We start from the raw sequence: 14,195 nt of genomic DNA, 5'->3' as shown, positions 1-14,195 counted from the left end.
CCATCACTCACCAACGAGTTCGAGAGGTCTACAGCATGACTGACGCAGTACAGGGCAGCACGGAGTGGGTGCCCTCGATGGGCATGTTGGAGGAGTTGCCGTCAGATCACGCGGCGGCTATTCGGGGGTTGTTCGAGTTGGCCGCGTTTGTGGCCGATCACCCGGAACTGCCAGCGCCGGATGTCCGAGCCGTGTTCTTCCCTGCCCACGACCCGTACGCGGACGCGGCTGCCAAGTACACCGTCCGGCGAAACTTGGTGGATCAGGTCGCCGCTGCGGTGGGCGTTGAGACGTGCACGACTGCGAGCGGCACGCAGTACACCGCGACCAAGATGATGGGGCCTGTCGAGGTCACGGCCCACGCGATCACGCCGGACAGCATGGCCGCCTACCGCGCCGCCCTCTCCTACGAGGGCAACGTTCAGACCGAACAGCGCCGGATCGTGGATGCCGCCGCGGCGGGTGGTGCTCGATGAACGAGCGCAGCGCGGTTGATCTGGCGTGGCGGATGCACGATTCGGTCGCGGCGGCGGTTGATCGGGCGGACACGAAGGCGGGTTTCGCGGCAACGGTCGAGACCGCGGTGGCCGCGGTGGTGTTGACGCTGTTGTCGCAGGCACATGGTTCGCCGCTGCTGGCCCGGGTGCTGTTCGGGCTGTCGCTGGTTGCGCTGGCGAGCGCGTTGGTGGCCGCGATGCTCGTGGTGACGCCTCGGATGCACACACCGGGTGAGGAGCTGGAGCCAGGGGAGTTCTTGCACTTCGGCGCGGTGCGGCTGCGGTCAGTTGAGCAGCTGCTCGACCACGTTGTCCCCACCGACTGGGACACCTACATGGTCGCGAAGCCGTGGGTGGCGATCGCGCATCAGTCGAAGCGTCTGGCGGAGATCGCGTCGACCAAGCACCGGTTGGTGCGGGCGTCGTTCAGAGCAGCCAGCGCCGGCGCTGTGCTCGCGGTAGGAGCGGTTCTGGCTGGGGGTGCTCTGCGATGAGCTCCCTGCAGCAGAAGCGTCGGAACGCCGAGAAGAACGCCCGGCGGGCGGCTCGCATGTTCGCGGCACGGGACGGGATCGCGTACGTGGCGGCCCGACGGCAGATGCATGAGGCCGGTGTCTGGGGTCGTGGGACCTCGTTCTACGAGGACCTGCTGGCGGTCTTGGACCGCAAGGAGATGTCGCTGAAGGACCTCGTCGACGAGGTCCGCGCGCCGCGCAGCCAGGAGGTGGAGTGATGCACAGGCGTCCGAGTGCGCGTGAGGGTGTGGTGCTTCCTAAGTTCGGTGCCGCCTCGGCGGTGTTGACCGCTGGCGGGATCGGCCTGGCGATGTGGGCGCCGTCCCCGTTGGCCGTGACGGCCGGGACGTGGACGGCGGCTGTTGGCGGGGTTGGTGTCGTGACGACGATGCTGCTGTTCTGGCGGGTCGGCACGGGCGTGGTGCTGTCGTTCCCGTTGTGGATCGTGCTGGCCGGCGCGGTCGCTCTCGCGCGGGGCGAGGACACGTTGGGCGCGTGGCTGGTCGCCGGTGGTGCGCTGGTTGTGTTGTCGATCGGGCTGGTCGCGGTGAATCGGGCGATCGGTGCAGGGCTGACGTTCGTCTCGGTGCTGCTGTTCGGCGGCTTCCTGCTGCGCGACCTTCCCACGGACGTCGGCGCGCAACGGTACTGGTGGACGCTGATTGCGGGCGGGGTTCTGGTGCTGGCCGCGACGGCGGGCCGGCTGGTGATGGCGCGGTCGAGTTCGCGCGGTTTGCTGCGCAGACTGGGCCGCGCGGGGCGTGACACCGATGGTCTGGCGTCGATGTGGGACGTGTGGTGCGCGGCGTCGGCTCGGGTGCTGCGGAAGAAGGCCGCGCAGGTTCGGCCGTCGCTGGCTGAGGTGTCGTGGTGGCGGCGGCGCACGATCGCGCTGAAGGAACTGGGTGTGCGGATCGCCCGGGTCGGGCTGGTCGGTGTGTGGAGTTCGGCCGAGGACCACACGATCACCTTCGGCGGCCCGCGGAAGGGCAAGACCCAGTTGATGATCAACTGGATCCTGGACGCTCCGGGCGCGTTGATCACCACGTCGACCAAGCTCGACGTACTCGCCCTGACCTACCGACGCCGGGCACGGCGCGGTCCGGTGTGGATGCCGTACCGGGTCCGTCTGGCGCGGGGTCCGGTGTGGGTGTTCGACCCGTCCGGGGTCATCCAGCCCGGCTCGAAGCTCGCCGCTGACCTGGAGGCCGACGAGGTCACCTATGTGCGGTTCAACCCGCTGGTCGGCTGCGAGAACGCCGCGGTCGCGATGGACCGCGCTGCGGATCTGATCGACGGTATCGGCCGGTCGAAGAACGACGGCCAGGGTGAGCGGTGGGACGGGTTCGCCAAGCAGACCCTCCAGTCGCTCCTGCATGCTGCCGCGCTCGGCAGCTACTCGATGAACGACGTTCAGCAGTGGGTCGCGCACCCGTCCAAGGACGCGATGCGGGAGGTGCTGTACGAGCTGAGGGCGGCGGGTCCGGCGGCGGCGGGGTTCGTGCAAGAGGCGACACAGTTCTTCGAGAACAACCCGAACACGCAGTCGAGTATCTCGACGTCGATCATGCCCGCGCTGAGCTGGCTGTCCGTGCCCAGTGCCGCGAAGGCGGCAGCGGCCGGGGGGCAGCAGTTCGACGTTCGGCAGCTGCTCGACGAAACCGGCACGGTGTACCTGATCGGTGGCGAGGACGCGAAGACCGCTCCGCTGGTCACCGCGCTCACCGCGGACCTGGCCCGTCAGGCCAAGGCCCTCGCCGCCGGGATGCCGGGCGGTCGGCTCGACCCGTTCCTGTCGATGGTGCTCGACGAGGCCGCGCTGATCTGCCTGATCCCGCTGGACCGGTGGTCGGGTGACTTCGGGTCCCGCGGGATATGCATGCACATCGCCGCGCAGTCCCGCGCCCAGATGCGGGAACGGTTCGGCGATGCCGCGACCGGTGCGCTGCTGACGAACACGGCCACGAAGATCGTGTTCGGCGGCACCGGCGACGCCGACGACCTGCAGTACTGGTCGACGCTGGCCGCGGAGCGCGAAGAGCCCGCGATCACCCGGGACCGGGCGACCGGTTCCCGCTCGGAGACCACCCGCCGGATCCAGGTCCTCAACCCGGGCCAGGTGTCGCAGCTGCGGGCGCGGCAGATGCTTGTCATCAGCAACGGTATGCCGCCCGCGATCGTCAAGGCCCGGATGCACTACCGCCGCTGGGACGTGCGCCTCGAACGGCGCACCGAGCAGGTCGACCGAGTAGTCGGGCAGCTCGTCGCCGCCGCGCACTGGTGCGCGGAGCGGCCCGCCGTACGAGCCACCACCGCGGGCGTGACCGCCGCGGTTGATCGGTTCGGGGCGTGGATGCTCGACCGGTTCGGATGGATGCTCGCGCCACTCACCGGCGACGCCCAGGTCGCCGCCGGCGGAACGATCATCGACTCCGAGCCGGTACGCCGGAACAGGTCGCGTCGTCTCAGCGCCGCGCTGACGTGGCTCGAAACCGCGGACCCGGTCCGCGAACTGGTCGCCCGCCGACGGCTCAACACCTCAACCCGTAAGGCCCGCGCGGCTCTGGCCGCCCGCGCCGAGCGGCCGGTCGACCAGGAGGTGCAGTGATGGACACGGTCACCGACACCGTGCAGCTCGCACCCGTCGTGATCCCGCACGACTTCCCGTTCCCGATCTGCATTGTGTGCCAGTTCCCGATCCCGGCCAATGACCTCGGCGGCACCGAGTTCGAGCCGGTGCACGCCAGCACCTGCACGCCGAACGGCGACCAGGACGGGTATAGCCCCTACGGCTGCCGGTGGGATCAGGCCGTCCGGCCCGATGGTGCGGCATGACCGCCGTCGAATGGGTCGAGTTGTGGGACGGGCGGCAGTGGCCGGGTCGAGTCCGCAACGGCCTGCCGGAGTTCGGTTTCGGCCTCGCTCCGGCGGGCCTGTCCACGCGGCGGCAGTTGCGCGAACGTGGCCTGTGCCGGGGCGGTCAGGAGCCGTTTGCGCGACTGGTGTGGCAACGCGAACGCCGTTTCGCGTGGCTGTACGTCGACGATCGTGCCAAGCCGAAGCGGACTCCGAGCGACGCCCAACGGGACGCGGTCGAGAAGGCGCTCGCGGCGCGCAAGGTGTGCGCCGAGTGCGGACCGGTCGACCACTGCGTGCGCACGACCGACCAGCTGTGCGGCGACTGCCACGCAGCCGGTGTCACACCCCACACCGACCGCGCCGCGACGTGGCGGGTCCTGCACGAGTGGCAAGCCGAGACCGCCCGCGCCGCCGCAACGGATGACCTGGGTGACCAGGGCGACGAGTTGGCCCCGGCGTTGTCTCGCGCTGCCGAGGCCGCCGGCCACGCGCGGGCGCAGGCGGACCGGGCGAACGCCGAGCCGCACAGCGCTGAGGCCAGCAGGGACGAGCAGAACGCCCGCTGGCACAGCGACGACAAACACGGGATCGAGGTGGCTGAGGCCACCGGACGAGACGACTACTACGCCGCTGGCAGCGGCGACGTGATGGAAGCAGGTGCCGCATGACGAACCCGAATCTCACCACAGCGGCGGACCCGATCCGGGCTGCGGGCAACGAGTTGTACGCGCGGCAGAGCTGCCACGCATTGGCCGAGAACTTCGGCGTCGACGCCGTACCGGCTTACGACGAGCACGGGTTCCCGACCGGACAGGTCGCGGTCGACCCGACCGACCTTGAGTCCGCGATCCGCCACTACGCCCAGGAGGGCGGCGAATGAAGCACACCGATCACGACGACCCTAACGCCGCGGTACAGAAGGCCGTGTCGGCGCTGGCCCGCACGGTCGAGAAGCTCGCCCGCGACCTGGACGCGCTGCGGGGCGGAATGCGGCAGGCCGCGTCGAAGGGCACGGTCAAGGAGCTCGCCGACGTGGTGACCCACCTCAGCGAGACGGTCCAGCAGGTCGCGGCCGCCGCGGCCAAGAAGCCCGGCAGCGAAGACGAGGCCGTGCGTTCGTGGCTCCGGTTGGCCGAGGACGAGGCCGCCGTGCAGGGCGTCCTGTCCGAGCTGGTGCCGTGGATGCAGACGGTCTATCTGCGCTACGGCGACGCCCGGGTCACCTTGCCGCCGTGCTGGCTGTGGCACCCCGAGGTCGTCGAGGAGTTGCTGTGGCTGATGGACGCCTGGACGGCTGCGTTCTACGGGCCGGACGCGTCGCTGCGGCTGGTGGGGGATTGGCACGACCGGCAGCGGCCGGGTGTGATGCGCCGCGTCGGTCTATACGCGGACGCGTGCGACCTGACGAACCACCTCGAGCACGCCGAGCGGCTCGCGGCCGAGGTGCCGCTGCTCGACGATCTCGACCCCTTCGTCACCTGGTGGGCGAGTGACCGCGACAACACCGGTCCCGCGCCCAGCCGGGACCAGATCAAGGCCGGGCGACGCGGCGGTCAGACCACCCTGAGCGCTGTGCCGCAGGACGGGGGCTACTGATGAACGGCTTCACCGACCTCCTCAATGGCATCACCGACGGAGTCACGGGCGGCGATCCGCTGCCGATCACGAACGGGATCATCCTGCTCGTCACCGGCCTCCTTGCGGTGGCCGCGGTCGCAGCGGTCGGGTGGATGCTCCACCGCGCCTCCCGCTCGGTTGCCCGTGGCAACTGGTCGGGGCGGCGGGTGCTGATCGTGACCGCGGTCGTCGTCGCGTTCGCGGTCGCCGGTATCGGCGGGGTGCAGTCGTTCAGGGCGGTGTCGGTCAAGTTCGACTCGCCGCTGGTGCCGCTGGTTGCCGACGGCATGGTCATCGCGTGCACCGCGTTGCGGCTCGCCGCGCTCACCCGGGGATGGCGGATCCCGGGCGCGCTGTTCACGACGTACCTGTTCATCGGTGGCACGGTCGCGCTGAACATCGACGCCGCGAACGGCAAGCCGGATGTGGCGATCGCGCACGCGCTCGCGCCGCTCGCGTACGCGGTGCTGGTCGAGATGCTCGCGCACATGCTGCGCCTGCACCTCAAGCTCTCCCAGCCCGCGCGACCGAAGTTGTCGGCGCTGACCTGGATCACGTCCCCGGTTATCACGACGCGGGTCTGGTTGCACCTGGCCCGTACCGGCGCCGAGGACCCGATCGAGGCGCGGGCGCTGGTGCAGCAGGTCGTGCGGATGTCGTCGCGGCTGAACACGGTCTGCCCGTCACGCCGGGGCCTGCCGCTGGACTCTGCCCGCGCCGCGCGTTCGGCGGCGTTGCAGACGATCCGCGACGGCCTGCTGACCGCCGGCGAGCTCGCTGCCCTGCTGCCGACCACGCGCCGTATCGCCGCGGGCGAACTGCTCGCGCTCGTCGACTCCGCCGCGCTCGGCCTCCCGGTCACCGACGACCCGGACGCCGAGCGGCCCGCCGTGCAGCAGGTCCCGGCTTGGCTCGTGCTGTACCTGCTCGCTGCCGCTCGGCGTGACCAGATCCGTCCGGCCGACCTCGACGCGGACGACGCGGCCGACTCGGAGGTCTCCGACGAAGTTGTCGAGGAATCGGCGGACGCCGGCGAGTTGGCGTGGCCGCTGATGGTCGGCTACGTGTTCGGTGCCCTGCTCCAGCAGAGCAACCCGCGCTCGGAGCACCTCGTGCCGGAGCAGAGCACCTGGAACGGCGCACCGCTCCACAACGACAACGGAGCAGATGCACTGCTCCGCGCCACCCACACCGGTGCACCGAGTCCGGAGCGCACCGGCAATGACCAGAGCAGCCGCATGGGTGCAGGCGAACCGGTGCACCTGCCGGGCCTTGCTCCGCAGACCGCTCCGGTCACTGCACCGGTTGCCGCTCCGGCGGCGCGGGACGGCGGTGCATCACTGATCAGTGCACCTGTTGCCGAGACTGACCGGCCTGCGCAGAGCAGTCCCGTCAGCCGTTTCGGCAGCGGTGCGGGTGGGGGTGCGGGGAAGTGCACGGCGGGTCGCGGGAAGCGGTCGGACGACAGCTACGTGGCCGAGCTGGTCGAGGTGTCTCGACGCGACCACGGCGGCGAGCCGCTCGGGCTGCGCGAGATCACCCGCGTCGCGGGTGTCGGGTTCCCGAAGGCCGCGCGGCTCGCGGCGCTGGCCGGGTGGCGCGACGCCGAAGACGGCGGCGGTTCCCAGTCCGTGGCCAACGGCCACGACGGGCAGGCACAAGCCGATGCCGAGAGCAACGAACCGAGCCCCGAACCGCACCAGCCCACGAACGAAGCTCACGAACTCGAAATGAGCAAGCAGTGATGAAGTCCAGCGATCAGCGCGACGCGATCCTCAGATCAGCGTCAGCGAAAAGCAGCATCCAGCAGCAGTCCGAGGACGGCTACAGGATGAAGAACGGTGATACACACCATTGCATCACGATCAAGTGGAGCCCTCACTCCGCTTGTCGTGTTGGGCTGACGGCCGCTCGCGCGGCCTCCGGCGCCGCCCCTGGCGGTGCTGCGGTGCCCCTGCGTCGCAGGGGCTTGGACGCCCTCGGGGCGCCCGTAGCGAGGGTCATGCGTCGCCGCGGCGAGGTCGTGCGGGGGACCGCAGGTGGTCGCTCGTGATGAGCGTGCACGCCGGTCACAGCGCCGACTACCTGACCGGCGCGGTCGCGGCCGGCCGGGAGAACTACTACACCGGCGCGACCGCGGCCGGTGAGCCGCCGGGTCGCTGGTACGGCCGCGGCGCCGCTGCGCTCGGCCTGCTTGGCGAGGTGGACGCGCAGGACATGAACGCGCTGTACGAGCGGTACCTGGATCCGCGCGACGAGCGGTTCAAGGACCCGGCGTTGTGGGACGAGGTCGACACGCTCGGGCACACCGGACGGGCCTACCGGACCGAGGCCGAGTGGTACGCGGCTGCTCTGGCCGCCGAGCCCGGAGCGACTCCGGAGCGGTGCGAGCAGCTCCGCACCGAAGCGGGCAAGAAGGCACAGAAGAACGTCAGCTTCCATGACGCGACGTTTTCGGTGCAGAAGTCGGTCACGGTGCTCCACACCGCGTTCGAGGCCCAGGAGGTCAAGGCGCTCGGTGCACTGGAACAGGCCCGCAGTGCACTGGTCCGCGCCAAGTGGAGCGGCACCCGGAGCGGTGCAGGGGTGCGGTCGTTGGTGCTCCGGTTCGGTGCGGGGTCGCGGAGGCTGCACCGTTTGGAGCAGGCGGTGCAGGCCGCGCAGACCGAGGTCGCGACCTGGCGGCAGCACCGCGAAGCGGTCGAGGCCGCGATCTGGGCGGGCAACAATGCGGCCCTGGACTACCTGTCGGACAAGGCCGGATACGTCCGGGTCGGGCATCACGGCGGCGCCGCCGGCCGGTGGGCCGACGCGCACGACCTGACCGTGGCGTCGTTCTTCCAGCACGACTCCCGCGATCACGACCCGCAGCTTCACATCCACAACGCGATCCTGAACCGGGTTCAGGGATCGGACGGGAAGTGGCGCACGCTCGACGGCCAGGGCTTGTACAAGTACAAGGCCGCGGCCGGTGCCGTCGGCGAACAGGTGATGGAACAGCACCTGACGAAGTCGCTCGGTGTCCAGTTCAAGCTCCGCCCGGACGGCGAGGCCCGCGAGATCGTCGGGATCGACCAGGGTGTCATGGATCTGTTCTCCTCGCGGCGGGTCGCGATCACCAAGAAGACCGCGAAGATCGTCGCCGAGTTCCGGCAGCGGTTCGATCGCGAGCCGAACGCGCTGGAACTCGAGCGCATGCAGGAACGCGCCACCAAGGCGACCCGGCGCGCGAAGTCCCATGACGGAGAGACAGCCGCGGCGCGGCTGGACCGGTGGGACCGCGAGCTACGAGCCGAGGTCGCCGGCGGACTCGCCACGGTCGCCGACAAGGTGCTCTCGAACCGGCAACACCAGGTCACCCCCGCCAAGCTGGACGAGGACGCCGTGCTGCAGACGGCACTGGCCGCGGTGCAGGAGAAGCAGGCCGAGTGGCGCGAAGGGGACCTGACCCGCGCGATCAGTCTCGCGCTGCCCGACGCCCTCGGCGTCGACGCCGAGCAGGTGACCGAACTGCTCGAACGGCTCACCCGCAAGGGCCTGGCCCGGGCCGTGAACCTCGGCACCGCCAAGCCCGGCGGCCAGGAGCTGCCCAGCGAGCTGCGACTCGCGAATGGGCAGTCGTCGTACGAGGCGCCCGGCCGCGCCACCTACGCGACCCCGGGGCATCTGAACGCCGAACGCAAGCTCGCCCGCGCCACCTACCCGGCTGGCGCGCCGGCCACCACGACGCAGCAGGCGAGCGCGTTCGTAAAGGAGCTCGCCAAGGCAGGCCTCGAGCTCGGCGACGACCAGGCCGCCGCCGTGCGCGGCATCCTCACCTCCGGCGCGAGGACCGAAGTGCTGGTCGGACCCGCCGGCACCGGCAAGTCCCGAGTCGTCGGCGCCCTCGCGAAGGCGTGGGCCGACCCGTCCCTATGGCACGGCGAACAGCGCCGAGTGATTGGGCTGGCCTCGTCGCAGATCGCGACCGAAGTGCTGGCTGCCGACGGCGTACCTGCGGTCAATGTCGCCCGCTGGCTCAAGGCACAGCGCGAGCTCGTAGCCACGCACTTCGTCGACGGCGACTGGCTGGTACGGGAAGGCGATCTTGTCGTGCTCGACGAGTCGGGTATGACCAGCACCCAGGATCTCGCCGAGATCCAGGCACTGTGCGACGAGTTCAAGGCCAAGCTCGTCCTCGTCGGCGATCAGCGCCAGCTCGCCGCGGTCGGCGCCGGGGGCGGCATGGACCTGGTTGCGGGCCGGGCGCTCACCCACGAACTGACCGAGACGCGACGGTTCGCCGAACCGTGGGAAGGCCCGGCGTCACTGCGGCTGCGGACCGGGGACGAGTCCGTGCTGGGCGAGTACCACCGCCGCGGCCGGATCGTCGACGGCGGCAACGTCGAACGCGCCGAGACTCTCGCCGGTGACGCGTGGCTGGCCGATCAGCTCAACGGCCGGCACTCGCTGCTGCTGGTCGACACCAACGACCAGGCCGCCCGCGTCGCGGCCCAGTTACGCGCCCGGCTGGTCGGCCTCGGGAGGGTCGACGACACGTCCACCGTCAAGCTCGGGCTGCAAGGAACTCGCGCCGGTGCCGGCGACATCATCCAGGCCCGCCGCAACGACTGGGCGATCGCCGGCCACCTCGGCAACAAGCGCGCGGCCATCAACCGCACCCAGTACCGCGTCACAGAAGTGCTGCCGGACGGCAGCGTGCGTGTCGAGCCACTCGGACACGGCGACACAGAGGCTGCGCGACCGGGCGACACCATGGTTCTGCCCGCCCGGTACGTGGCTGAGCACGTCGCGCTCGGCTACGCGTCCACTGTCCACGCTGCCCAGGGCCTCACCGTCGACAGCTGCTACGGCGTCGTCACTCCTTCCACCTCGTTGAACTCGCTGTACGTACAGGCCAGCCGTGGACGACTGACCAACATGTTGTACGTCGTTACCCGCTCTGCCCCGTCCGACGCCGAGACCGGGGACACCGCGAGGTCGCTGCACCGCTCCCCGCGCGCGGTGGTCTCGGCGATCCTGGAGGCCGCCGACGAGCGCCGGCAGCGGTCGGCGACCGAAGCCCGCGACGAGGCCGCCGCTGAAGCCGTCCGGCACCGCACGCCCGCCGAACTGCTCGCCGATGCGATCAGCCTCGCAACCGCCAGCCGCGCCGCGGCCTGGCTGGACAAGGCCGCGGCGAACGGACTACTCACCCTGAAGCAGCGCAGCAAACTCGCCGCCGAAGCAGGAGCCGCGACGCTGACCGCCCTGCTGCGTCGGGTCGAGCTCGCCGGACACGATCCCGAGGCCGTGCTGACCGAGGCCATCGCCCGCCGCGACCTCGGGAACGCCCGCGAGCTGTCCAACGTGATCCACGACCGGATCACGAAGACCACCCAGCTCGACCCCAAGGGCGCCACCTATAGCGAACGCCTCCCTGCGGTCGACGACCCGGAATGGGTCGAGTACCTGCAACGCCTCGCCCTCGACGCCGACAACGCGGCCCGCGACCTGGCGTTCGACCTCGCCGAAAAGCAGCCCGACTGGATCGTCGAGCAGCTCGGCGAATGCCCCACCGAGGACGCCGATGCACGCGAGGCGTGGATCGCCCGGGCCTCGGCGATCGCCGGATACCGCGATCTGGCCGGGCACGACTCCGACGCCGACGCGATCGGTGCCGCACCGAACGCCGGCCAGACCGAGGCTTACGCCGCCTGGCGCGCCGCCTGGGACGCCGCCGGCCGCCCCGCCGACCAGCGCGCCGAAGCCGAGATGACCGTCGGACAACTCCGCGTCCGCGTCGCCGCCTACCAGCGCGAACAGAACTGGGCACCGCCGTACGTCGGCGAAGAACTGGCCGCCACCCGCCAGGCCGCCGACAAAGCACGCCAGCAGGCCGCTCTCCGCGATGCGGAGGCAGATGCTACGGCGGATCCGGACGCTCGCGAACGTCTACGAACCGAGGCCGACGACGCACGCGCCCTGGCCAAGGCTCACGACGCGCTCGTCGCCGAACTCTCCGAGGTCGACGAGGCCCGTGCTCAATGGCGCGCACACACTGCCGCCACCGAAGACGCAGCCGACCGCGCGAAGGAGGAGCTGAGGAACCGTGGAATCGACCTGAGCCAAGAGGCCCAGGATGAGGGGACCACGGCCGCCGAGTGGCTCGCGGCGGAACGCGAGCACGACGACTGGACAGTGCTCGACGAGCACGACCTGGCAGAGGTCGCCGAGGCTCGCGAACGCGATCTCGCGACCGCCCGGCCCGGCGTCGAGTTCATCGAGGCCGAACTGGTCGACGACCAGCTCCCCAGCGCGCAAGAGCAGGACGCGACTGCCGAGGCCGAGACCATTCCCGACGCAGACATTGTCGAGGCTGAGGTCGTGGCCAAGGCCATCGAGGACACGACTGAGCCGTCGTTTGCTGAGGGCAACGACCACGCCAAGCAGCCCGACCCCAATCAGGTCAGTGCCGAACCTCGTATCGACCTGCGCGAGGCGACAGCCACCGAGGAGCGGGTGCTGGAGGCCGAAGACCTGCGCGTGCCGTCCGCAGAGGAAACCGCCGAGGCCGTCCGCCGCGCCCAGCGCGCCCTGATCGAGGTCCGCCAGCGCGACCGCCTCGACGCCGAGCGTGCGGCCCTCGAGAACGTCGCGTCGTACGAGGACGAACTCGCCCGCTGGCACGAGCGGGACCACGAAGACATCTACACCCAGCAGTCGCAGCAGGACGATGCCGACGGTGTCGGCCTCGTCTGACAGCCACCCCCAGGAAGGACATCGGATGACCGACAAGCACACCGCAGTCACCAGCGCGCCGGAGCGCGAGGACCGGATCGAGCGAGCGATCCGACGCGCCTACGACATGCTCACGGCGCTCAACGCCGACACCCGCGAGGACAAACGATGGATCAGCCTCGCCGAGCTGCGCGCCGAGATCGACCTAGAAACCAAAGAACTCGGCGTCGAACACTACAGACGAGACGAGATCGACGCTGCGCTCCGGCGACTCACCCACACGACCGACGGGCCCACCGTGCACGTCATCGCCCAGGACGCCGCCGACCAACTGACAGCCGCCGACCACGAAGCCGCCGTGACCTTCGGCGGAGCCGCCCGCCACCAGATCCACATCGAACACGACCCAGCACGACCCAGCGGGCACGTCCAAGGCGGCCAGCCGGCCAGCTACTGGTTCAGCAGTCCTGACGATGGCGACTGGCCGGGAGTTGACCAGGAACTTGTTGCCCGGATCAGCGACATGATGAGCGCCGCAGAGTTCGCCGAGTACGAGGCCGAGCGGCTGGAAGACGCCGACAACTCGGCCGGCGCGCGGCGGGTGCGGCTGGAGGCCAAGGCGTCGCTGCGGGAAGCCGACCGGATGTCTCGCGAGGCCGGGCTGGGCAGCATCTTCAACGACGACAGCGAGGTGGACCTCGATGCCGATGAAGCCCCCGAGCTACTGGGCGAGAGCGACGAGCAAGATCCCTACGGTCTCGCGCCCGTCAGACAACACCTCGCACAGCTGCGTACCGAGTGCGACGACGCACGCGACTCGGTCGGCGTCGCGGGGATCGACATCACGCTGCGCGAGATCGACACCATCACCGACAAGTACCAGCAAGAAGACGCACAGCACGGGCACCAGGACGCCGGCGATGCGCAGGAACTGCTCGCCGAACGGCGAGCGAACCTGAATGAAACCCTCTACGGCTTCGACCTCAACTTCGAACTCGACCTCGCCAGCAGAGCGACGCGCGAACCCGCCGCCGCGGACACGACCGAGGACGGGGATCTCAACGACGCCGCCGACGACGAAGCGGATGAGCTGACCGACGACGAGATGCGCGCATTGACTGCCGAACTGGCGGTCGATCCGCAGGACGACGTGGTCGTGGCCGGCGTGGTGATGAGCCCCGCCGAAGCAACCGAAATCAGCGAGCCGTGGTTCGCCGGTGACCCCGACGAACTCGGCGACGACCAGGCCAGCGACCTGGCCGAGAACAACTCCGCTGGCGCGACGGACGATGCCACTGCAGCCGTTGACAAGTCCGCCTGCACCACGGCGGTCAGCCGGGCCACGGTCAGCGCTGACACCGCTAGGCGCAACGTCTCCGAAGCGACAGCAGCAACAGCCGACAACGATCGCGACGCCGAGCTGGCCGCATGGAGCCAGGCCGATCGGGCCGTGCAAGACCATGCCATCGAGAAGAACGACGCCCCGGTCAGCGACATTTCGCTTTCGTGGTGACGGACCCTTCTGCTGGATCACCTGCCCGCCCTTCGGGGCGGGCGCCCCGGCCTCCGGCCGGGCAAGAACGGCTGTGGCTGGCTCTGGCGGGCGGCTAGCGGACCAGGCCCCCTCCAACCAAGTCGGCTTCGGAAGTTCTCACCTGGAGGACAAAGAGCGTCCACCAGCTGACAACGACCGAACCCAACTTGGTCGGAGCCTCTGGCCCGGCCCGCTAGGCGGCAGTAGCCGGCAGGCCCCAAAGGACGGGGCTGCCGCTACACAAGCCCACCAGCGGGAGGCGACAGATCCCATGAGGACCCGGAAGACGAAACCGCTCAAGAACGTATCCAAGAGCGCGTGCCAGCCCTGGTGCACGCCGTCACATAAGTGCTGCTCGCCGTACTGCTGCCCAGAGGTCTACGCCGTCCCCGCACAGCCCAAGCGCAAGGGAGCCAAACGATGACCAAGCGCAGCGGCAAGAAGCCCGGCGGT

The 14,195-nt window shown here is 70.0% G+C and carries 11 protein-coding genes; all 11 read left to right on the top strand.

The window, feature by feature from the left end; genetic code table 11:
• Positions 1 to 77: 77 nt before the first annotated feature.
• The 11 genes from E0H50_RS14640 (at position 78) to E0H50_RS14590 (ending at position 13,721) form a co-directional block, all read left to right on the top strand.
• Entirely contained in the window at positions 78 to 476 is a 399-nt protein-coding gene (locus E0H50_RS14640; RefSeq protein ID WP_131288315.1) for a hypothetical protein, read from the top strand.
• Positions 473 to 991, top strand: coding sequence for a Pycsar system effector family protein (locus E0H50_RS14635; RefSeq protein WP_131288312.1), 519 nt, complete (start codon positions 473 to 475; stop codon positions 989 to 991). Before E0H50_RS14640 ends, E0H50_RS14635 begins: the two co-directional genes overlap by 4 nt.
• The gene (locus E0H50_RS14630; protein ID WP_131288309.1) at positions 988 to 1,230 is read left to right on the top strand and encodes a hypothetical protein; all 243 of its coding nucleotides are present in this window, start codon (positions 988 to 990) and stop codon (positions 1,228 to 1,230) included. Before E0H50_RS14635 ends, E0H50_RS14630 begins: the two co-directional genes overlap by 4 nt.
• Positions 1,230 to 3,620, top strand: coding sequence for a type IV secretory system conjugative DNA transfer family protein (locus E0H50_RS14625; RefSeq protein WP_131288306.1), 2,391 nt, complete (start codon positions 1,230 to 1,232; stop codon positions 3,618 to 3,620). Before E0H50_RS14630 ends, E0H50_RS14625 begins: the two co-directional genes overlap by 1 nt.
• Positions 3,620 to 3,847 (top strand): hypothetical protein, encoded by a 228-nt coding sequence (locus E0H50_RS14620; RefSeq protein ID WP_131288305.1) that lies wholly within the window; start codon positions 3,620 to 3,622, stop codon positions 3,845 to 3,847. The genes E0H50_RS14625 and E0H50_RS14620 overlap by 1 nt, the downstream gene beginning before the upstream one ends.
• Positions 3,844 to 4,539 (top strand): RRQRL motif-containing zinc-binding protein, encoded by a 696-nt coding sequence (locus E0H50_RS43415; RefSeq protein WP_202868134.1) that lies wholly within the window; start codon positions 3,844 to 3,846, stop codon positions 4,537 to 4,539. The genes E0H50_RS14620 and E0H50_RS43415 overlap by 4 nt, the downstream gene beginning before the upstream one ends.
• Entirely contained in the window at positions 4,536 to 4,751 is a 216-nt protein-coding gene (locus tag E0H50_RS14610; RefSeq protein WP_131288302.1) for a hypothetical protein, read from the top strand. The genes E0H50_RS43415 and E0H50_RS14610 overlap by 4 nt, the downstream gene beginning before the upstream one ends.
• Entirely contained in the window at positions 4,748 to 5,467 is a 720-nt protein-coding gene (locus tag E0H50_RS14605) for a hypothetical protein (protein ID WP_131288299.1), read from the top strand. Before E0H50_RS14610 ends, E0H50_RS14605 begins: the two co-directional genes overlap by 4 nt.
• Positions 5,467 to 7,233, top strand: coding sequence for a DUF2637 domain-containing protein (locus E0H50_RS14600; protein WP_131288296.1), 1,767 nt, complete (start codon positions 5,467 to 5,469; stop codon positions 7,231 to 7,233). Before E0H50_RS14605 ends, E0H50_RS14600 begins: the two co-directional genes overlap by 1 nt.
• A 307-nt stretch (positions 7,234 to 7,540) precedes the next feature.
• Positions 7,541 to 12,229 carry a MobF family relaxase gene (gene mobF, locus E0H50_RS14595; protein ID WP_131288293.1) on the top strand — a complete coding sequence of 1,563 codons (4,689 nt, stop codon included), beginning with the start codon at positions 7,541 to 7,543 and terminating at the stop codon, positions 12,227 to 12,229.
• A 25-nt stretch (positions 12,230 to 12,254) separates the two neighbouring features.
• Positions 12,255 to 13,721 carry a hypothetical protein gene (locus tag E0H50_RS14590; protein ID WP_131288290.1) on the top strand — a complete coding sequence of 489 codons (1,467 nt, stop codon included), beginning with the start codon at positions 12,255 to 12,257 and terminating at the stop codon, positions 13,719 to 13,721.
• The last annotated feature ends 474 nt before the right edge of the window (positions 13,722 to 14,195 follow it).

It is taken from the genome of Kribbella sindirgiensis, from assembly GCF_004331435.1.
GTDB classification, from domain to species: domain Bacteria; phylum Actinomycetota; class Actinomycetes; order Propionibacteriales; family Kribbellaceae; genus Kribbella; species Kribbella sindirgiensis.
The sequence above is the reverse complement of the archived record's forward strand: the minus strand, read 5'-3'. Positions and strand labels throughout refer to the sequence as shown.